A 20,793-nucleotide genomic window follows, 5' to 3' on the forward strand; every position below is an offset into this window, starting at 1 on the left:
GCTATCCCGAACCGGATATCCGCCCCGTCGGATCGGTTTTCGCACGAGACCGTGCGGGGGTAAGGCTCTACTTTACTTTTTCAGCGCCAGGCCGACGGCGATGAAGGTCCAGCCCTGGAAGATCAGGTCGATCGCCAGGAACAGTCCGAGCACCCACACGCTGTTGACCGGCCAACCCATGGCGATGATCAGGCCGGCAAGCACGCTGATGGCGCCTGCCGCGACGATCCAGCCCCAGCCCTGTTCCGGACGGTGACTGTAGCCGACCCAGGCCCGCAGCGCGCCGGACGCGACGAGCGCGACGGCCAGCAGGAAGGTCAGCACCGCCGAGGCAAGCAGCGGGTTGTCGAAAGCGAAAAACCCGGCGACCGCGTATAGCAGGCCGCTCAGCAGCCAGTAGAAGAAGCGCCCCCAGGTCTTGACCCCGAAAGCATGCATGATCTCGATGATGCCGGCCACCAGCATCAGCCAGCCGACGACGTAGACGGAAGCCACCGTGGCGATGAACAAATTGCCGAAGGCAATGCCGCCGAGGATCAGCAGCAATACGCCCAGACCGACAAACCATCCCCACTTTGCTCGCGTCTGGCCGATCGCGTTCTTCAGTGTATCGCCGTGCAGTGTCATGTCGCCACCTCCCTTGAGGACTGCCAGAATAAAACGAAGTTACCCCTGGGGCCGATCCGCGTCCAGCCGAGGGCGGACAGGGGGATGCAAGCAATGCGAGGCTTATGTCTCTGCTTTAAATCAAATTTTACCAAAGCCTCGTCAAAGCTGTCTCAGAAGGACAGTTGTATCGTGTTAGTGGAGTAGCCATGAGTCCGTTCGGAAAGATTTCTGCAGCCTTGGCTACCGTCATGCTGGCCACGTCGGGCGCGGCTGAGGCCGGCGACGGCGCTTTGGGCTGGCTGTCCGGCGACTGGTATCTGACGGTTGGCGCCACTGGCATGGTTGCGCCGAATTTCGAGGGCGGCAAGAAATACATGCTTAGCGCCCAGCCCATCATCTCATTGGGCAAGGCCGGTCCCCAGGCACGCTTCACCTCGCGCAACGACAACATTTCGCTGGCGCTCGTCGACGATGGCGGCGTTCGCGCCGGTTTGACCGGCAAGTTCCTGTTTTCGCGCGACGACGGCGATGCCGACGAACTCAAGGGCCTCGATCCGGTCCGTTGGGGTGGTGAAGTCGGTGGCTTTTTCGAATTCTATCCGATGGACTGGATGCGCGCGCGCGCCGAATTGCGGCACGGCATCCGTGCCCATAATGGCTTTGTCGCCGATATCGCCGCCGACGCCTTCTACGATGTGACGCCAACCGTCAGGATTTCGGGTGGCCCGCGCGTGTCCTTTGCCTCGGCCAAGTATTTCGACGCCTATTATGGGGTCAACGCGCAGGAAGCCGTGGCCTCGGGCCTGAGCCAGTATAATCCTAGTGGCGGCCTGAAATCCGTCGGCCTCGGCGGTGCGGTGACCTGGAAGGTGACCGATCCGATGACCGCCAGCCTGTTCGGCGAATATTCGCGCCTGGAAGGTCCGGCGGCCGATTCCAGCCTGGTCAGGGAGCGCGGCGACCGCAACCAGTTCATGGTCGGTGTGTCGACCACCTATCGCTTCGACTTCAAGATGTAGGCGAATTGAACGAGACGCTTTATTCCTGCGCCTATCTCCGCTAAAAGCCCACCAATGACGAGCTTTTCGCGCCTTCGTGTGCTGACGATACGAATTACCGGCCCGGTGTTCCGGGCGGCCTGAGCGCCGCCGGAGCCGCCGGGACTTTTGCGCGCACCCTCGCGTTTTTCCAGAACATCGACGCATATCGCCCAAAAGTGGGTCCGGTTTTGGGAAACGGATGTGCATCAACCAAGACTTCAAGCCCCGGGGCTTTCCCGCCGCCGGGCAATTGAGATGGCAGATCAATGACCGATACCCCTACCGCCGACAAGGCCGAGACGATCGACTATTCCAAGACGCTTTATCTGCCGCAGACGGATTTCCCGATGCGCGCCGGCTTGCCCGAGAAGGAGCCGGTGCTGGTCAAGCGCTGGCAGGACATGGACCTCTACGCCAAGCTGCGTGAGAGTGCCGCCGGCCGCACGAAATACGTACTGCATGACGGCCCGCCCTACGCAAACGGCAACATCCATATCGGCCATGCGCTGAACAAGATCCTCAAGGACGTCATCACCCGCTCGTTCCAGATGCGCGGCTATGACTCGAACTACGTTCCCGGCTGGGACTGCCACGGCCTTCCCATCGAGTGGAAGATCGAGGAGCAGTACCGCGCCAAGGGCAAGAACAAGGACGAGGTGCCGGTCAACGAATTCCGCCAGGAATGCCGCGAATTCGCCGCGCACTGGATCTCTGTGCAGGGTGGAGAGTTCCAGCGGCTCGGCGTCGTCGGCGACTTCAAGAACCCCTATACGACGATGGCCTTCCATGCCGAGTCGCGCATCGCCGGCGAGTTGTTGAAATTTGCCATGTCGGGCCAGCTCTATCGCGGCTCGAAGCCGGTGATGTGGAGCGTCGTCGAGCGCACCGCATTGGCCGAGGCCGAGATCGAATACCAGGACTACGAGTCCGACACGATCTGGGTGAAGTTCCCCGTCGCCAATCTCGTCGTTGCCAGTGTCGTGGACGGGCAGCCGGCGGAACTCAATCCGGATCTGAGCGGGCGGTCGCTGGATTTGCTGGATGCCCATGTCGTGATCTGGACGACGACGCCTTGGACCATCCCGGGCAATCGCGCCGTCAACTATTCGCCGCGCGTCGCCTACGGGCTCTACGAGGTGACAGCGGCCGAGAATGCGTTCGGTCCGCAACCGGGTGAGAAGCTGATCTTTGCCGACGCCCTGGCCGAGGAAAGCCAGGCCAAGGCCAAGGTAACCTTGAAGCGCCTTCACGGCATCGGCACCGAACAGCTTGGAAATCTTGTGCTTTCGCACCCCTTCAAGGGCCTCGGCGGCGGCTACGAGTTCCCCGTGCCGATGCTTGCCGGGGACCATGTCACCGATGATGCCGGCACCGGTTTCGTCCACACGGCACCCGGCCACGGTCGCGAGGATTTCGACGCCTGGATGGACGCGGCGCCCGGACTGCGTGCGCGCGGCATCGATACCGCGATCCCGTTTACCGTCGACGACGCCGGCTTCCTGACCAAGGACGCGCCGGGCTTCGGCCCGGACCGCGAAGGTGGGCCGGCACGCGTCATCGACGACAATGGCAAGAAGGGCAACGCCAACCAGGCGGTCATCGACGAGCTGATCAAGCGCAACGCCTTGTTCGCGCGCGGCCGCCTGAAGCATTCCTATCCGCATTCCTGGCGGTCGAAGAAGCCGGTCATCTTCCGCAACACGCCGCAATGGTTCGTCTACATGGACAAGGACCTCGGCGACGGCACGACTCTGCGCAGCCGCGCGTTGAAGGCCATCGACGACACCCGCTTCGTGCCGGCTGCCGGCCAGAATCGCATCCGTGCCATGATCGAGGAGCGCCCCGACTGGGTGCTGTCGCGCCAGCGCGCCTGGGGTGTGCCGATCGCCGTATTCGCCGATGAGGACGGCAACGTCCTGAAGGACGAGGCGGTCAACCAGCGCATCATGGATGCCTTCGAGAAGGAAGGCGCCGACGCCTGGTTCGCCGCCGGCGCCAAGGAACGCTTCCTCGGCAACCACGACGCCTCCCGTTGGAAGCAGGTGATGGACATCCTCGACGTCTGGTTCGATTCGGGCTCGACGCACGTCTTCACGCTCGAGGATCGTCCCGACCTGAAATGGCCGGCCGACGTCTATCTCGAAGGTTCCGACCAGCATCGCGGCTGGTTCCACTCCTCGCTGCTCGAAAGCTGCGGCACCAGGGGCAGGGCGCCTTACGACACCGTCGTCACCCATGGCTTCACCATGGACGAGGACGGACGCAAGATGTCGAAATCGCTCGGCAACACCGTGGTGCCGCAGGACGTGATCAAGCAATCCGGCGCCGACATTCTGCGCCTGTGGGTGGTGACGACCGATTATTGGGAAGACCAGCGGCTCGGCAAGAACGTGCTGCAGACCAACATCGACGCCTACCGCAAACTGCGCAACACCATTCGCTGGATGCTGGGCACGCTCGCCCATGACGATGGCGAGACGGTCCCGCTGGTTGAAATGCCGGAGCTCGAACGGCTGATGCTGCATCGGCTGGCCGAGCTGGACGAGGTGGTGCGCCAAGGCTACGACGCCTTTGAATTCAAACGCATCACCCGCGCATTACTCGATTTCATGGTGGTCGAACTGTCGGCCTTCTATTTCGACATCCGCAAGGACGCGCTCTACTGCGACGCGCCGTCGAGCGTGAAGCGCAAGGCCTCGGTGCAGGTGGTGCGCCATCTCTTCGACTGCCTGGTGAAATGGCTGGCGCCGATGCTGCCCTTCACCATGGAAGAGGCCTGGCTCGACCGCCATCCCGATGCCGTTTCGTTGCATCTCGACCAGTTCCCGGAAATCCCGGCGGATTGGAAGAATGACGCGCTGGCGGAAAAATGGCGCAAGGTGCGGCAGGTCCGCCGTGTCGTCACCGGCGCGCTGGAGATCGCGCGGGCGCAGAAAGTGATCGGCTCCTCGCTCGAGGCAGTGCCGGTGGTCACGATCAACGACGCGGCGCTTGAGGCGGCCATTTCGGACGTCGACATGGCAGAGATGGCGATCACCAGCGATCTCGTCATTGCCCATGGCCAGGCGCCGGAAGGTGCCTTCACGCTCGACGACGTCAAGGGCGTCGCCGTGGTGGTCGAGAAGGCCGAGGATCGCGGTCTGGTCAAATGCGCGCGTTCCTGGCGCTACACGGCCGATGTCGGCCAGGATCCTGCATTTCCCGATGTCTCGGCGCGCGACGCTGCCGTGCTGCATGAACTGCAGGCGCTCGGCCGGCTTTGACGCATGTCGCCCGAAACCACGCCCTCGGGCCTGGCCCGAGGGCGTGCCGCGGTTTTGGGATCACGGCAGGCGTAGCCGGAATGCGCGGCATATCGGTGCACAAATGCCACGCCGGGCGGCGCGGATCCGCCCGTGCGTTGCCCTTAACGAGCGGTTGAGGTAAACACGCGAAACTCCGGAAGACAAATTGTCGCCGGATTTCCGTCGCAAGTGCTTGGACGATGGGGGCCGGACATCAAGACCGGTGGCGATCGAGAGGCTGTCTAGAGTGGGACTTTTTGGCATGACCGAGAGATATAATGCGCGCCTCGCGCTGCTGGCGCCGCTTGTCGCATCGGGCCTCGCTTTGTCCGGCTGCATGGGCTCTCCGACCTACGGCACCGACAAGACTGCCGCCGAACAGCTCGCCGGCGATCTCACCGGCGCCGTTTCCTTCGCGCCGAAGCGCAGGGATCCGATCGACTACAAGCCGCGCCCCACCCTGGTAAAGCCCGCTCCCGGACAGAAGGAAGCCCTGCCTGCACCGCAGGACAGCATCGAGACGGCAAGCGCCGAATGGCCCGAATCGCCCGAGCAGCGCCGTGCGCGCTTGCGCGCCGACGCCACCGCCCACCAGAATGATCCGAACTACCAGGCCGAGATCGTTGACGACGTGCAGACGGATCCGGCTTCGGTTAAAAAGGCTATGGCAGAGTCTGGTTCCAGCCACCCGCCGGCTTGGTCGCCCGCTGACTCCGACAAGGGTCGCGCCGCTGAAATCCAGCGCCGTCTCGCCGTGAGCAAGCAGGGCGATCCGAACACGCGCAAGTATTTGAGCGAGCCGCCCTTGGCCTACCGTGTCGCATCGGACACCGCGCCACAGAACGAACTCGGCGAGGACGAATACAAGAAGGAACGCCGTTTGAAGAAACAGGCGGAAGGCAAGAAGGGCGGCTGGTTCGATTGGCTGCCGTCGCTCTAAGAACGGCCCGCGCTGCCTTTTCGGTGGCATGGCATCAGTCGCGGCGTTCCCTGAAAAATTCCTTGAGCAGCAGGGCCGCTTCGGTCTCTGCCATACCCGGATAGATGTCGGGCGTGTGGTGACACGTCGGGGAGGCGAAGAAGCGCACGCCGTTGACGACAGCACCGCCCTTTTCGTCCTCGGCGCCGAAATAGAGACGGCGCAGCCTGGCGAAGGAAATGGCGCCGGCGCACATGGCGCAAGGTTCCAGCGTCACATAGAGATCGTGGCCGGTAAGCCGCTCGCTTGAGAGTTTCCCACACGCTTCGCGGATGACCAGCATCTCGGCATGCGCCGTCGGGTCCGCCAGCTCGCGGGTACGGTTGCCGGCACTGGCCACGATTGTGTTGCCCGTGGCGATGACGGCGCCGACCGGCACTTCGCCGCGCAAGGCTGCCGCTTCGGCCTCCTTCAGCGCCGCCGCCATGAAATCCGGCCGCTTCACGCGGTTTCCATTCCGATTATCTCCTCGCCACGCCAAGCTTTTGATTTTCGTTCGCCTTGCCGGAAATACCGGCCTCCACTTTTCCCTGACAAACTCTGATGATCCTGTTATTGAGCGCATCGGCCTGAAAATCGGACTCGATTTTCAGAAAAGATCATGCGCCAAATCAAAGTGCTACAGCGTTCGTTGCGCGCCCGAAAGGATGCGCCACGATGTAGCAGCGCAAACGGACGAAGGCCACATGGACGACAACGACAAGAAATCTCCGCGCCAAAAAGGTCCGGGCAAGAAACCCGCGGCTCCGCGAGGCGACAGGGGCGGCAAGCCATCCTTCGGCGCCAAGAAACCCTACGCGCCGCGCGGCGATCGTCCGATGGCCACCGAGGGCGAGCGCCCGAAGCGCGACTTCAAGGGCGGCGACAAGCCATTCAGCAAGGGGCCGCGCCCTGCGGGCAAGCCGTATGAGAAGCGCGAAGGGCCACGCAAGCCCTACGCGCCGCGCGGCGACCGGCCAATGGCGGCTGAAGGCGAGCGCAAGCCGTATGAGAAGCGTGAAGGACCGCGCAAGCCTTATGCGCCACGCGGCGACCGTCCGACGGCGGCCGATGGCGAACGCAAGCCGTATGAAAAACGTGAAGGGCCACGCAAACCCTACGCGCCGCGTGGCGACCGTCCTGTTGCCGCTTCAGCAGAGGGCGGCGAAAAGCGTTTCGATCGCCCCAAGCGTGATTTCGGCGATCGTCCGAAGCGTGACTTTTCCGACCGTCCGAAGCGCGACTTCAGCGATCGTCCCAAGCGCGACTTCGGTGATCGGCCGCAAGGGGCATCAGGTGGCTTCAAGCCGCGACCACGGTCCGCCGAAGCCACGGAAGAGGCCGGCGAACGCATCGCCAAGCGGCTGGCGCGCGCCGGGCTTGCCTCGCGCCGCGATGCCGAGGAGCTGATCGCCGCCGGCCGCGTCAAGGTCAATGGCCGGGCGCTGACATCGCCGGCGTTCAATGTCATGCCAGGCGACATCATTCATCTCGACGGCATGGAAATCCCGCCGATCGAACGCACACGCCTGTTCCTTTTTCACAAGCCGGCTGGCGTCGTCACCACCAACCGCGATCCCGAGGGCCGCAAGACCGTCTTCGACGTGCTGCCGGCCGAATTGCCACGGCTGATGACCATTGGCCGGCTCGACATCAACACCGAAGGCCTGCTGCTGCTCACCAACGATGGTGGCCTGTCGCGCGTGCTCGAACTGCCGGCCACCGGCTGGCTGCGCCGCTACCGCGTGCGCGTCCACGGCAAGGTCGAGGAAAGCGCGCTTGCCGGGCTGCGCGAAGGCATTGCCGTCGACGGCGTGTTCTATGGCGCCATCGAAGCCAGCCTCGACCGCGAGCAGGGCTCAAATGCCTGGCTGACGATCGGCCTGCGCGAAGGCAAGAACCGGGAAGTGAAGAACATCCTCGGCGCGCTCGGCCTCGACGTGACGCGGCTGATCCGCATCTCCTACGGCCCGTTCCAGCTCGAGGACCTTCCCGAAGGCCATGTGCTGGAGATCAAGGGCCGCGTGTTGCGCGACCAGCTTGGCGAACGCCTGGTGGAGGAATCCGGCGCCAATTTCGATGCCGAGATAACAAAGCCCTTCTCCAACAAGCCGGTGCGGCGCACTGAGGTTCGCGAGCCGGAACCCGAACGGCCGAAATTCACGCGTGATGGCGAGCGCCGGCCGATCGGCGAGGGCGGGCTGATCAAGAACCGCAAGCGCCGGGAAGGCAGCCGCGACGAGGCGCTCGGCAAACTGTCGACAAGCCCCGACAGAAGCGAGAGGCCGGAAAAGAGCTTTGGCGAGCGCGGTCCGAGGCCAGAGCGTGGTGGCTTTGGTGACAAGCCACGCGGCAGTTTTGGCGACAAGCCGCGCGGTGGCTTCGGCGACAAACCTCGTGGCGGCAAGAAATCCGAACGCGAGCAGCGGCCGATCGAGCCGCCCGGCCAGCGCAAGGCCAATGTCTGGATGGCGCCTGGTGCCCGGCCGATCGGCAAGGGCAGGGCGGAAGCCGATGCCGCCAAGGCGGCCGACGCCAAGGCGCGCAAGGCGTCGTTCAAACCGTCCTATGGCAAACCCGGCGGAAAACCGGCAGGCGCCAAGCCGTTCGGCAAGCCGCGCGGCGAGCGTCCTGGCGGCGCCGGCGGCGGTGAGCGGCCGCGCGGCGGCCCCAAGGGTCCCCGGACACGATGAGAATCGTCGGCGGTGAGTTTCGTGGGCGTCCGCTGGCGACGCCTCGCAGCAGCGCCATCCGCCCGACGACCGACCGCACCCGCGAGGCCGTCTTCAACGTGCTGGCGCATCGTTTTGCCGAACAATTGGACGGCGCGCGTGTGCTCGACCTGTTCGCCGGAACCGGTGCGCTCGGTCTGGAGGCGTTGTCGCGCGGGGCATCCTATGGTGTCTTCATCGAGGAATCGGCCGAAGGCCGTGGCCTGATCCGCGACAATGTCGAGGCCTTCGGCCTGACTGGCCGCACCAAGATTTTTCGTCGCGATGCGACAGGTCTTGGCGAGGCGGGCACGCTGGCGCCGTTTGGCCTCGTCTTCGCCGACCCGCCCTACGGCAAGGGCCTTGGCGAGCTTGCCTTGCGGTCGGCGAAAGCCGGCGGCTGGCTGCGCCCCGGCGCGCTGTGCGTGGTCGAGGAGACGGCGGCGGTTCCCTTCGAACCAGGCCCGGGCTTTTCCGTGCTGGATGAGCGCAATTACGGTGAAACCGTGATCCGTTTCATCGAGGCTGAATGATACGCCCGCGTTCGCGATCCCTTCCGAAGTCAAACGGTAGGCCGGGCGCCTTCAAAATGACGAACAAATTCGCTTTGCCTCGGCTGGCAACCCCGCCTATCGTCCCGTCATGACAACCGGAGCCATCGATGAAACGTCCTGAATGGCTGCGCGCAATGCTGCTGACGACCGCTCTGGCGCTGATCAGCCCCGCCCTTGCAGCCGATGATGGCACGGTCACCGACTTCCTGCTCGACAACGGCATGGAAGTGGTCGTCATTCCCGACCATCGCGCGCCGATCGTCACTCATATGGTGTGGTACAAGATCGGCAGCGCCGACGAGCCGCCGGGCAAGTCCGGCATCGCCCATTTCTTCGAACATCTGATGTTCAAGGCGACGACAAATCACGCGGCCGGCGAGTTCGACCGCGCCGTCTCCGACATTGGCGGCTCCAACAACGCCTTCACCTCCTACGACTACACCGCTTTCCACGAGACGGTGGCGCCATCGGCGCTCGAGCAGATGATGGGCTTCGAGGCGGACCGGATGCGCAACCTCATCCTCACGGATGATGTCATCAAGACCGAGCGCGATGTCATCCTCGAGGAGCGCCGTTCGCGCATCGACAACAATCCGCAGGCGGTGCTCGACGAGGAAGTCGATGCCACGCTGTGGCAGAACCAGCCCTATCGCATTCCGGTCATCGGCTGGATGCAGGAGATGGAACAGCTGAACCGAACCGACGCCACCGCCTTTTATGACAAGTACTACCGGCCAAACAATGCCGTGCTGATCGTGGCCGGCGATGTCGAACCGGAGACGGTGAAGGCGCTGGCCGAGAAGACCTATGGCAAGGTGGCGCGCGGCCCGGACCTGCCGCCGCGCGTCCGCCCGGTCGAGCCGGAGCAGAACACCAAGCGCACCGTCACGCTCTCCGACGCCCGCGTCAGCGTGCCGAGCTTCTCGACGCAATGGGTGGTGCCATCCTACCACACCGCCAAGCCGGGGGAGGCCGAGGCGCTTGACCTGCTTGCCGAAATCCTCGGCGGCGGCAACCGCAGCCGGCTCTACCAGGCGCTTGTGGTCAAGCAGGGCATCGCGTCCAATGCTGGTGCGTATTTCCAGGGCACCATGCTCGACGACACCAATTTCACCGTCTTTGGCGCGCCGCGCGGCGACGCCAAGCTGGCCGACGTCGAGGCCGCGGTCGATGCCGAGGTGGCGCGCATCGCCAGCGACGGCGTCACACCCGATGAGCTTGAAAAGGCCAAGGACCGCTATATCAGGTCGATGGTCTTTACCCGCGACAAACAGGACTCCATGGCCGAAATGTATGGCTCGACGCTCGCCACCGGCGGCAATGTGCAGGATGTCCAGCAATGGCCGGACCGTATCCGAAAGGTCACGGCCGACGAGGTCAAGGCCGTCGCCGCACGCTACCTGGTGCTGGCTCGCTCGACGTCAGGCTATCTCTTGCCGCAGCAACAGGCGGGGAATTGATGATGAACTCGATCCTCATGGACGTTGGCACCGCAAAAGCCGGTGATTGGCGAAATCGTCGCTTGGAGCGTCCGTCCGACCGTTTGCCGGGAGAGGATGCCGGCAGGCAGATGAGGGGCGGCGCCGACCTTGCTACATCGTCGCCAATGCATATCGGCGTTCCGCTGGTCACTCTGCTCCTCACCATCCTCTTCCTGGTCCTGCCGGCGCTTGCGGCCCGCGCCATGGAAATCCAGTCCGTCACCTCGTCGAAGGGTGTCACGGCCTGGCTGGTGGAGGATTATTCGGTACCGATCGTTGCCGTCCGCCTGGTCTTCGGTGGCGGCTCGACACAGGACCCGCCGGGCAAGGAAGGTCTGGCCAATCTGATGACCGGCCTGTTCGACGAGGGTGCCGGCCCGCTCGATTCGGAAGCCTTCCAGATCAAGCTCGACGATGCCGGAGCCGAGATGAGCTTCGACGAGAGCCGCGACGGCATCTATGGTTCGATGCGCATGCTGGCCGAGCAGCGCGACGAGGCGTTCGACCTGCTGCGGCTGGCGGTCAACGAGCCGCGCTTCGACCAGGCGCCGATCGATCGCATCCGCGCCCAGATCCTGTCCGGCATCATCGCCAACGAGAACGACCCCGACACGGTGGCGCAGAACAAATGGGCGCGTGCCGTCTATGGCGACCACCCCTATTCGCGCTCGGACCAGGGTACCAGGAAGAGCATAGCGGCCATCACTCAGGATGATCTGAAGACCCTGCACAAGGCGGTGTTCGCCCGCAGCGGCCTTCATATCGCCGTCGTGGGCGCCATCGACGCCGAAACGCTGAAGAAGAAGCTCGACATGGTGTTCGGCGACCTGCCACAGAACCAGGCGCTCGCGCCTGTCGCCGATATCGAGCCCAAATTGGCGCAGCATCTGGAAGTCAATTACGACTTGCCGCAGACCTCGCTGCAACTCGCCTGGCCCGGCGTGAAGCGCAAGTCGGCGGATTTCTTCCCGGCGGTGCTGATGAACGAGATCCTCGGCGGCGGCACCTTCACGTCGCGCCTGTTCCAGGAGGTGCGCGAAAAGCGCGGGCTGGCCTATGGCGTCAACTCCTCGCTGGTCAACCAGGATCATGCCAACGCGCTGATTGTCACCACCGGAACGCGCTCCGACCGCGCGGCCGAGACGCTCGGCATCGTGCGCGATGTCGTCAAGCAACTGGCCGAGAACGGTCCGACCGAGGCGGAACTCGCGGCGACCAAGAAATACCTGATCGGCGCCTATGCCATCAACAATCTGGACTCATCGAGTTCCATCGCCGCGACGCTGGTTGAATTGCAGCTCGACGATCTCGGCATCGACTATATGCAGCGCCGCGCCGGTTACATCAACGCGGTGACGCTCGACCAGGTCAAGGCGGCTGCGAAAAAGCTGCTGACGGCCGAGCCGACCATCATGGTGGTCGGACCTCCGCTGGCGGGGGCCGGCAAGGGATGAGCCCGACTTTCGGCATAGCTTTCGGCGGCGGCGGCGCGCGCGGGCTGGCGCATATCCATGTCATCGAGGTGCTGGACGAACTCGGTATCAAGCCGGTAGCGATCGCCGGTTCGTCGATCGGTGCCATCATGGGTGCCGGCATGGCCGCGGGCATGACCGGCAAGGATATCCATGACTACGCCCGCTCGATCCTCGGCCGGCGCGCCGAGGTGGCGAGCCGTATGTGGCGCGCTCGTCCGGGCACGATCGCCGAAGCCATGCAGAACGGCATCCGTGTCAGCCAGTTCAATGTCGAGCGTATCCTGAAGGCGTTTCTGCCCGAGGCCATTCCCGAAACCTTCGCCGAGCTGAAAATTCCGCTGAAGGTGACGGCGACCGATTACTTCGGCCATAAGCTGGCCGTGTTCGCGGATGGCGACCTGCATTCCGCCCTGGCCGCTTCGGCAGCCATTCCCGCCGTGTTCCGCCCGGTGATGCGCGACGGCAGGCTGCTGATCGATGGCGGCATCTACAATCCCGTGCCATTCGACCTGATCGAGAACGACGCCGACATCATCATCGGCGTCGACGTCGTCGGCGCGCCCGAAGAGGTCGACCGCAAGCAGCCCACCTCCGTCGACCTGATGTTCGGCGCCACGCAGCTGATGATGCAGTCGATCATCGCCAACAAGCTGAAACAATGCCGCCCCGACATATTGGTCCGCCCGGCAGTGTCAAAATACCGCGTGCTCGATTTCCTGAAGATCGACGCATTGATGAGCGAGACGGCTGATATCAAGGATCAGCTAAAGCGCGAGGTTGAGAGGGTGGTGGAGGCGCGGGGCGGGAAGGGAAAGCGCGGGAAGAGGGTGGCTGGGTGAGGGGGCTTCGAGCGCCTGCATTGGATGTTCGATCGTGGATTGATCAGCCTTTCCCATGGTTTGGAAATCTTGATCTCGGCAGGTCAATGACCTTGAAAGCGTGCAAGGGTTCGTAAACAGGACTGGGCGCGCGCTTCCGCCTCGCCGACAGCTAGAACGTCCGCATCCTCATTTCCTGCAATGGCACCGCGAAAACTGTTTCAAAGAGTTATGCTTCGCCGACGCACCAAACCCCTCAGTCCTTCGCCCGCTCCACATAAGCCCCATCGGCGGTCATCACCACCACGCGGGTGCCCGGCGCGATGTGCGGCGGCACGGCGGTGCGCACGCCGTTGGAGAGCACGGCGGGCTTGTAGGACGATGACGCCGTCTGGCCCTTGGTCGTCGGCTCGGTTTCGACCACTTCGAAGGTGGCGCGCTGCGGCAGCACAAGGGCGATCGCGATGCCGTTGAACTGCGAGATCTGCACCGGCATGCCTTCCTGCAGATAGGGGGCCGCGTCGCCCACCACGGCTTCCGTCACCGCCACCTGGTCGTAGGTCTCCGGGTTCATGAAGTGATAGCCTTCGCCGTCGGCATAGAGGAAGGTGTGCTCGCGCTCCTCGACATAGGCGCGCTCCACTTGCTCGGTGGTGCGGTAGCGCTCCGAAACCTTCACCCCATCGCCGATGCGGCGCATGTCGAGCTGCGTCACGGGCGTGCCCTTGCCTGGGTGGATGTTTTCGGCAAAGAGGATCACATAAAGCTTGCCGTCCTTGTCGACGACATTGCCTTTGCGGAGCGAACTGGCGATGACTTTCACCACGGTTTTAAATCCTGCGAGAGTTGACGGGCGTTTGCCGGCTTGTGCGGCGCTGGTAGCGCATCTTGGCGCGAACCGCCAGCCCCTGCTGCAAACTGACATTGCCCGCACCAGCACGTCTTCAATCCGCTCATGACCGCCGCTTCACCCTGGTGGACGCCGCATGTCCACGCCGATCGCCGCCCGCGCCTGCTGCTGCGCAATGGCCTGACTGCTGCCCTGCGCGACTGGTTTGCCCGCAACGATTTCATCGAGGTGGAAACATCGGCCTTGCAGGTCTCGCCCGGCAACGAGGCGCATCTGGCGGCTTTCGCCACGGAGGCGGTCGGCCCGGATGGCGCGCGCGCGCCGCTCTATCTCCACACCTCGCCGGAATTCGCCTGCAAGAAGCTGCTCGCCGCCGGTGAACCCAGGATCTTCAGCCTCGGTCCGGTCTACCGCAATCGCGAACGCGGCCCCTTGCACCATCCCGAATTCACCATGCTCGAATGGTACCGGGCGGGCGAGACCTATGAGAGCCTGATGCGCGATTGCGCCGATCTGCTGGCGCTGGCCGCGACGAGGGCAGGGGCGATGCGCTTTTCCTTCCGGGGCCGTGATTGCGATCCCTTCGCCGAGCCCGAACGGCTGACGGTGGCGGATGCCTTCACCCGACATGCCGGCATCGATTTGCTGGCCACCGTCGCCGCTGATGGCGGCACCGACCGGCACGCGCTCTACGCCGCCTTGACCAAAACCGGCCTGCGAACCGCGCCTGACGACAGCTGGGCCGACCTGTTCAGCCGGGTGATGGTGGAGAAGATCGAGCCCAACCTGGGGCAGGGGCGCGCGACCATCCTGTGTGAGTATCCGGTCGCCGAGGCGGCGCTGGCCCGGCCGAGCCCGCGCGATGCCCGCGTCGCCGAGCGCTTCGAGCTCTATTGCTGCGGTGTCGAGCTCGCCAACGGCTTTGGCGAACTGACCGATGCTGAAGAACAGCGTCGGCGCTTCATCCTCGAGATGGACGAGAAGGAGCGCATCTATGGCGAACGTTACCCGGTGGACGAGGATTTTCTCGCCGCCCTTGCCATCATGCCGCAGGCCAGCGGCATCGCGCTCGGCTTCGACCGGCTGGCGATGCTGGCGACCGGTGCCCGAAAGATCGAGGATGTGATCTGGACGCCCGTGGCCGAGCCGTGAACCGACCGGCTACCGGCTTTGTCCTTGATCCGCCCGCCAAGAAGCTGGCGCCGACACCTGCGATCGATCCACTGATTCCGGCCTTCGCCATTGCACAAGCCGGATTGGAACAATAGATGGTGGGCGGCGGCCATGGGCTGGCCGTAGCAGCAGGATCACAGGCATGACCGATACGCTTGATGCAGCAAAGTTGACCGACCGTGTCGCGGCCCTGGTCGAAGCTGCCAAAAAGGCTGGCGCCGATGCCGCCGACGCGGTTGCCGTGCGCGGCCGCTCGACTGGTGTTTCGGTGCGGCTCGGCAAGGTCGAGGGCACGGAATCATCCGAGAGCGAGGATGTCGCGCTGCGCGTCTTTGTCGGCAAGCGGGTGGCCAGTGTCTCGGCCACCGCTGCGTCCGACCCGGCAGCGCTTGCCGAGCGCGCCGTGGCCATGGCGAAAGTCTCGCCCGAGGACCCGTATCAGGGGCTGGCCGATCCGGCGCTGCTGGCAAGGCAAACGCGTGATCTCGACCTGTTCGATGCCACCGAAGTGTCCGCCGACCAGTTGAAGGAAGCAGCCCTTGCGGCGGATGAGGCAGCACTTGCCGTCAAGGGCGTGACCAATTCGGCCGGCGCCAGCGCCGGTGCCGGTCTTGGCGGCCTGGTGCTGGCCACCTCGCACGGGTTCCTTGGCCACTATGTCGGCTCGCGTTTCTCGCGCTCGGCCAGCGTCATCGCCGGCGAAGGCACTGGCATGGAGCGCGACTATGAATTCTCCTCGCGCCAGCATTTTGCCGATCTCGACGCGCCGGCGGATATCGGCCGCAAGGCCGGCGAGCGCGCCGTGCGCAGGCTTGGCGCGCGCAAGGCGGCGACCGGACCGATCGACGTGGTGTTCGATCCGCGCGTGGCGCGCGGCATCGCCGGCCATATTGCCGGCGCCATCAATGGCGCCTCGGTCGCGCGCAAGACCTCGTTCCTGCGCGACATGATGGGCAAGCAGGTAGCCGCATCCGCGATCACCGTCACCGACGAGCCGCTCAGGCCGCGTGGTCAGGCCTCGCGTCCCTTCGACGGCGAAGGCGTCGAGGGCGAAAAGCTTCTCATGATCGACAAGGGCGTGCTCAACCACTGGTTCCTGTCGACTTCGGCGGCGCGCGAACTGGGACTGATCACCAACGGGCGCGGATCGCGCAGCGGCTCCTCCGTTTCGCCGTCCTCCACCAATTTCGCCATCGAGCCGGGCGAGCGCTCGCCCGAGGATCTGATCAAGTCGCTCAAGACCGGTTTCTATGTCACCGAGGTGTTCGGCCAGGGTGTCGACATGGTGACAGGCGAGTACAGCCGCGGCGCTTCCGGCTTCTGGATCGAGAATGGCGAACTGGCCTATCCGGTCGCCGAGGTCACCATCGCCTCCAACCTGAAGACGATGTTCCTCAACATGGTGCCGGCTGATGACCTCGACCGCAATTTCGGCACCGCCGCACCGACGCTCCTGATCGAAGGCATGACCCTTGCCGGAGCCTGAGCCGATCACCGCCGGTGCCCTTTCTGACGCCGCTGGGGATCTGCCGCTGCTGCAGGATGCTGCCCGCGAAGCGGGTCTCATCGCCATGCGCTACTTCGGCAACAGCCCGCAAGTCTGGATGAAGGGCGGCACCTCGCCGGTCAGCGAAGCCGACCATGCGGCGGACGCCTATCTGCGCGGCACCCTGCTGGCGGCGCGGCCGGACTATGGCTGGCTGTCGGAAGAGACGGTCGACGATCCGGCGCGGCTTTCGGCGCGCCGCACCTTCGTCGTCGATCCGATCGACGGCACGCGCGGCTTCCTGGAAGGCCAGCGCACCTGGTGCGTCAGCGTCGCCGTCGTCGAGCAGGGCCGCACGCTCGCCGGCGTGCTCGAATGCCCGGCAATGGACGAAACCTACTGGGCGCTGCCCGGCCAGGGCGCGTTCCGCAGCGGCAAGCGCATCGCCGTGCGCGCGCTTGGCGACAAGGCCGAGATATCAGGGTTGAAGCAGTTGATCGACCTGGTGCCGGCCGGCTGGCAGAAGCGGCTGACACGGGCGCCCTACAGCCCGTCGCTGGCCTATCGGCTCGCAATGATCGCCAACGGCACGCTCGACGCCACCTTCGTCAAGCCGAACGCGCATGACTGGGACATTGCCGCCGCCGATCTCATCCTGCGCGAGGCCGGCGGCCAATTGCTCGACCCGAATGGCCGCGCGCCGCTCTATGCCGGGGAGGTGACCCGCCACGGCGCGCTCGCCGCCGGCAGCGGTGAATTGCTGGCGGTGCTCGTCGACGTCATCGCCGGGCTGGATGCGTGAAAGCATTTTCGAAGGTTCCAAAGTCGGCGGCTTTGGTCTAGACCTGTCACAAACTCACAATATGTGAAGGACCGACATGACCGCGGAAGACGGTAAGATACAGCTTTTGCATCTGGTGTTCGGCGGCGAACTGAAGAAACTTGGGGGTACCGAGTTCCGCGATCTCGATGGGCTCGACATTGTCGGCATCTATCCAGACTATCAATCCGCGCACACAGCGTGGAAAGCCAAGGCGCAAGCCAGCGTGGACAATGCCCATATGCGTTATTTCGTCGTTCATCTGCACCGCCTGCTGGATCCCGACAGCAAGGACGCCGGTTGACTTCGATGGAGCAGGACCTGGCGAAAGGGCCAGCCAGCGACGCCGCGCCCAAGGGCAGGGGCGGCAGACGCACGACCAAGACCTTCTGGCGCAAGATACGCGAACCGCTCGCGCAGTCGCGATTCGTCAAGAACGCCATTGCCAGCCTGCTTGCCCAGTTCGTGCGCCTGGTTCGCCTGACCAGCCCGCTGGTCGCCGGATCGGCGCGCTTTTCGGGCGGTGCCTACGCCGAATTCGAGCCCGGCATCATCGCTTTGTGGCACGGCCAACATCTTTTGACGCCAGCCTATTATCCGAAGCGCAAACCGCTGGTCGCCATGGTGTCGCGCAGCGCCGATGCCGAGCTCAACGCACTGATGCTGGAGAAATTCGGCATCGAGGCGGTGCGCGGTTCGGGCGGCCGTGACAATGCCAGGCATCTCGACAAGGGCGGGGCCAAGGCTTTGATCGCCCTCAAAAAGTCGCTCACGGCTGGCAAGAACGTCGCCATGATTGCAGACATTCCTCACGGCACGCCGCGCGACGCAGGGCTCGGCATCGTTCTCCTGGCGCGCCTCTCGGGCCGGCCGCTCCTGCCTGTCGCCATTGCCACCAGCCGCCGCAAGGTGCTGGAAAAAAGCTGGGACAAGACCACCATCAACCTGCCATTCGGCCGTTCCGCGGTGACCATCGGCGAGCCGATCTTTGTGGCGGCGGACGCCGATGACGCCGAAATGGAGCGCAAGCGCCAGGAAATCACGACCGCGCTCAACGCCGCGACCGCCGAGGCCTACCGTCTCGTGGATGGCCGGCGATGAGTGGCCGCTGGGCGCGTGCCATGTTGGGGGCATACCGTTTCGCAGGTGCCGCGGCCTATCCGCTGGTCGGGCCGTATGTCGCCTGGCGCACCTCGCGCGGCAAGGAAGACCGCAACCGCCGCCGCGAGCGCTACGGCGTCGCTGGGCGTCCTCGCCCCGAAGGGCCTGTTATCTGGATCCATGCCGCGAGCGTCGGCGAAACCATAGCCGTCGTGCCCTTGGTCGAAAGCATTCTCGACTATGGCGTCAACATCGTGCTGACGACCGGCACCGTGACATCGGCCCAGGTTGCCGACGAGCGGCTCGGCGACCGCATCATCCACCAATATGTGCCACTCGACCTGAAGCCGGCGGTCAGCCGCTTCCTCGATCACTGGCGGCCGGACCTGGCGATCATCGCCGAATCGGAAATCTGGCCGATGACCATCCTCGAGCTTGGCGCGCGCCATGTGCCGCAGGTGCTGGTCAATGGCAGGCTTTCCGACCGCTCGTTCAGCTCCTGGAAAAAGCGCGCCAACATCGCCGAGGCTCTGTTTGAGAACCTTGCCCATGTCGTTGCCCAGTCGGATGTCGACGGCGAACGTTTCCGCGCGCTGGGTGCCCGCCCGGTCACGGTGTCGGGCAACCTCAAGGTCGACACCAACCCGCCTCCTGTCGACGAACGGGCGCTGGCCAACTTGCAGCGGCAGATCGGCGGCCGTCCGACCTGGGCGGCGATCTCGACCCATGATGGCGAGGAGGTGGTCGCGGCGGAGGTCCACGCCACGCTGCACAAGCGCCACCACGGCCTGCTGACCATCGTCGTGCCGCGCCATCCCGATCGTGCCGAGGCCCTTGCCGCGCAGATTTCGGGCATGGGGCTGAAGATCGCGCGGCGCAGCAAGGGCGATCGTATCGGACCCGACACCGATATCCTGCTCGGCGATACGATCGGCGAGATGGGCCTCTATCTCCGGTTGACCGAGATCGCCTTCGTCGGCCGCTCGCTGACCTCCGAGGGCGGCCAGAATCCCCTCGAACCGGCCATGCTCGACACCGCGGTTCTTGCCGGCCGCAATGTACAGAATTTTCGCGAAGCCTATCAGCGGCTGATCGACAGCGGCGGCGCCAAGCTGGTGCGCGATCGAGACATGCTGGCCGGCGCCGTCAACTTCCTTCTGACCAACGAAGTGGCGCGCCATGAGATGATGGCGGCAGGGGTCGCGACCGTCGATGAGATGCGCGGCGCGCTGGCGCGCACGCTGAAATCGCTCGAACCCTATATCCAGCCGCTGGTCGTCAAGTCGCGCCTGAAGGGCGCGAACGGGCGTTAAGGTGGCCTCTGAAGCACCACCATTCTGGTGGGAAGAGCCGGACTGGAAAGTCCTGGCGCTGTCGCCGCTGTCGGCCGTCTATGCGCTCGTAGCCGGCCGCGGCATGCGGCGGGCCCGGCGCGAGAAGATCGAGGCGCCGGTTCTGTGCGTCGGCAATTTCACCGTCGGCGGCACCGGCAAGACGCCGGTCGCCATCGCGCTCGCCGAACAGGCCAGGCGCATGCGGCTGAAGCCCGGTTTCCTGTCGCGCGGCCATGGCGGCTCCTTCGCCGAACCGCATGTCGTTGATATCAGTCATGACAGCGCCAGGCATGTTGGCGACGAGCCGCTGCTATTGGCCGAACACGCGCCTGTGGCCGTGACGCCGAACCGCGCCGCCGGCGCCCGGCTGCTGCTGGAAAGGCACGGCTGCGATTTCCTGATCATGGATGACGGGTTTCAGAGCGCGCGCATCCACATCGATTATGCGCTGGTCGTCGTCGACGCCCGCTACGGGATCGGCAATGGCCGCGTCATTCCGGGCGGCCCGCTCAGGGCCAGGGTCGTCGACCAGCTGGTCTTCACCAGTGGGCTGCTGAAGATGGGCGAGGGCACCGCCGCCGACGCCGTGGTGCGCCAGGCGGCCCGCGCCGGCCGACCGATCTTCGAGGCCCATACGGAGCCCAGCAGCAAGACAAGGCTTGCCGGCAAGCGCTTCCTGGCCTTCGCCGGCATCGGCCATCCCGACAAATTCTTCGACACGGTGCGCGAGGCCGGCGGCGAAGTTGTTCTTTCAAAGCCCTTTCCGGACCATCATTTCTACGCCGAGGACGAGCTTGCCGAACTGGCGGCGACGGCACGCACCGAAGGCCTCGGCCTCATCACCACCGCCAAGGACGCCGCCCGGTTGCGTCACGGCGCCCCGCAGGGCTTTCTCGACGGTCTCGACGTGCTGGAAATCGACACGGTTTTCGAGCTCGACCACGTGCCCGAACGCATCATCGAGGAAACGCTCGATGCCTGGCGGCAGCGCAAGCTGAGAGGCTAGAACAAGGAAAAGTGTGAAGCGGTTTTCCCGGGAGAAGCGTGTAGCGCTTCCCTTGGGAATTGCGTCAAAACAAAGAGCTGGGACGGTTCGGCG

At 64.6% G+C, this 20,793-nt stretch carries 18 protein-coding genes and 1 pseudogene; 16 read left to right on the forward strand and 3 right to left on the reverse strand.

Annotated elements, in window-relative coordinates:
* Positions 1-72: 72 nt before the first annotated feature.
* Complete coding sequence (locus tag AC07SZ_RS02815; protein WP_056562914.1) at positions 73-627, reverse strand: HdeD family acid-resistance protein; 555 nt, start codon at positions 625-627, stop codon at positions 73-75.
* A 188-nt stretch (positions 628-815) separates the two neighbouring features.
* Between AC07SZ_RS02815 and AC07SZ_RS02820 the strand changes: the two genes are divergently transcribed.
* The 3 genes from AC07SZ_RS02820 to AC07SZ_RS02830 all read left to right on the forward strand — a co-directional run bounded on the left by AC07SZ_RS02820 (position 816) and on the right by AC07SZ_RS02830 (position 5,873).
* Positions 816-1,628, forward strand: coding sequence for a MipA/OmpV family protein (locus AC07SZ_RS02820; RefSeq protein ID WP_494913155.1), 813 nt, complete (start codon positions 816-818; stop codon positions 1,626-1,628).
* Between the two features lie 287 nt (positions 1,629-1,915).
* A complete protein-coding gene (gene ileS, locus AC07SZ_RS02825; protein ID WP_056562908.1) occupies positions 1,916-4,912 on the forward strand; it encodes an isoleucine--tRNA ligase in 2,997 nt (998 codons plus the stop codon).
* Positions 4,913-5,195: 283 nt separating this feature from the next.
* Entirely contained in the window at positions 5,196-5,873 is a 678-nt protein-coding gene (locus AC07SZ_RS02830) for a metal ABC transporter substrate-binding protein (RefSeq protein ID WP_081294697.1), read from the forward strand.
* A gap of 34 nt (positions 5,874-5,907) precedes the next feature.
* Here AC07SZ_RS02830 and AC07SZ_RS02835 read toward each other — a convergent pair whose 3' ends face one another.
* Positions 5,908-6,357 (reverse strand): nucleoside deaminase, encoded by a 450-nt coding sequence (locus AC07SZ_RS02835; RefSeq protein WP_172374053.1) that lies wholly within the window; start codon positions 6,355-6,357, stop codon positions 5,908-5,910.
* A 241-nt stretch (positions 6,358-6,598) separates the two neighbouring features.
* On the opposite strand from AC07SZ_RS02835, the gene AC07SZ_RS02840 reads away from it, so the two are divergent.
* The 6 genes and pseudogenes from AC07SZ_RS02840 to AC07SZ_RS02865 all read left to right on the forward strand — a co-directional run.
* Complete coding sequence (locus tag AC07SZ_RS02840; RefSeq protein ID WP_494913156.1) at positions 6,599-8,584, forward strand: pseudouridine synthase; 1,986 nt, start codon at positions 6,599-6,601, stop codon at positions 8,582-8,584.
* A complete protein-coding gene (gene rsmD, locus AC07SZ_RS02845; protein WP_056562902.1) occupies positions 8,581-9,135 on the forward strand; it encodes a 16S rRNA (guanine(966)-N(2))-methyltransferase RsmD in 555 nt (184 codons plus the stop codon). The genes AC07SZ_RS02840 and rsmD overlap by 4 nt, the downstream gene beginning before the upstream one ends.
* Positions 9,136-9,263: 128 nt before the next feature.
* The gene (locus AC07SZ_RS02850; protein WP_056562899.1) at positions 9,264-10,616 is read left to right on the forward strand and encodes a M16 family metallopeptidase; all 1,353 of its coding nucleotides are present in this window, start codon (positions 9,264-9,266) and stop codon (positions 10,614-10,616) included.
* Positions 10,617-10,726: 110 nt separating this feature from the next.
* On the forward strand, positions 10,727-12,091 hold the full coding sequence (locus AC07SZ_RS02855) for a M16 family metallopeptidase (protein WP_494913157.1): 1,365 nt from the start codon (positions 10,727-10,729) through the stop codon (positions 12,089-12,091).
* Positions 12,088-12,951: a patatin-like phospholipase family protein gene (locus AC07SZ_RS02860; protein ID WP_056562896.1), complete on the forward strand. Its 864-nt coding sequence runs from the start codon at positions 12,088-12,090 to the stop codon at positions 12,949-12,951. Before AC07SZ_RS02855 ends, AC07SZ_RS02860 begins: the two co-directional genes overlap by 4 nt.
* 18 nt (positions 12,952-12,969) lie before the next feature.
* Positions 12,970-13,159 (forward strand): annotated as a pseudogene (locus tag AC07SZ_RS02865) (HNH endonuclease); the annotation flags it as partial.
* 27 nt (positions 13,160-13,186) lie between these two features.
* Here AC07SZ_RS02865 and efp read toward each other — a convergent pair.
* Positions 13,187-13,756, reverse strand: coding sequence for an elongation factor P (gene efp, locus AC07SZ_RS02870; RefSeq protein WP_081294698.1), 570 nt, complete (start codon positions 13,754-13,756; stop codon positions 13,187-13,189).
* Between the two features lie 129 nt (positions 13,757-13,885).
* Here efp and epmA point away from each other — a divergent pair, with 129 nt between their 5' ends.
* From epmA to lpxK, 7 genes are all read left to right on the forward strand, one after another.
* Complete coding sequence (gene epmA, locus AC07SZ_RS02875; protein ID WP_056562890.1) at positions 13,886-14,932, forward strand: EF-P lysine aminoacylase EpmA; 1,047 nt, start codon at positions 13,886-13,888, stop codon at positions 14,930-14,932.
* 163 nt (positions 14,933-15,095) lie between these two features.
* Entirely contained in the window at positions 15,096-16,439 is a 1,344-nt protein-coding gene (locus tag AC07SZ_RS02880; protein WP_056562887.1) for a TldD/PmbA family protein, read from the forward strand.
* Positions 16,426-17,241: a 3'(2'),5'-bisphosphate nucleotidase CysQ gene (locus AC07SZ_RS02885; protein WP_494913158.1), complete on the forward strand. Its 816-nt coding sequence runs from the start codon at positions 16,426-16,428 to the stop codon at positions 17,239-17,241. The genes AC07SZ_RS02880 and AC07SZ_RS02885 overlap by 14 nt, the downstream gene beginning before the upstream one ends.
* 76 nt (positions 17,242-17,317) lie before the next feature.
* The gene (locus AC07SZ_RS02890) at positions 17,318-17,563 is read left to right on the forward strand and encodes a DUF4170 domain-containing protein (RefSeq protein WP_494913159.1); all 246 of its coding nucleotides are present in this window, start codon (positions 17,318-17,320) and stop codon (positions 17,561-17,563) included.
* A gap of 5 nt (positions 17,564-17,568) precedes the next feature.
* Entirely contained in the window at positions 17,569-18,360 is a 792-nt protein-coding gene (locus AC07SZ_RS02895) for a lysophospholipid acyltransferase family protein (RefSeq protein WP_056562879.1), read from the forward strand.
* The gene (waaA, locus tag AC07SZ_RS02900) at positions 18,357-19,673 is read left to right on the forward strand and encodes a lipid IV(A) 3-deoxy-D-manno-octulosonic acid transferase (protein ID WP_056562876.1); all 1,317 of its coding nucleotides are present in this window, start codon (positions 18,357-18,359) and stop codon (positions 19,671-19,673) included. The genes AC07SZ_RS02895 and waaA overlap by 4 nt, the downstream gene beginning before the upstream one ends.
* 1 nt (position 19,674) lies before the next feature.
* Positions 19,675-20,700 (forward strand): tetraacyldisaccharide 4'-kinase, encoded by a 1,026-nt coding sequence (gene lpxK, locus AC07SZ_RS02905; RefSeq protein ID WP_494913160.1) that lies wholly within the window; start codon positions 19,675-19,677, stop codon positions 20,698-20,700.
* The last annotated feature ends 93 nt before the right edge of the window (positions 20,701-20,793 follow it).

Source organism: Mesorhizobium sp. GW821-FHT07A06 (genome assembly GCF_059419085.1).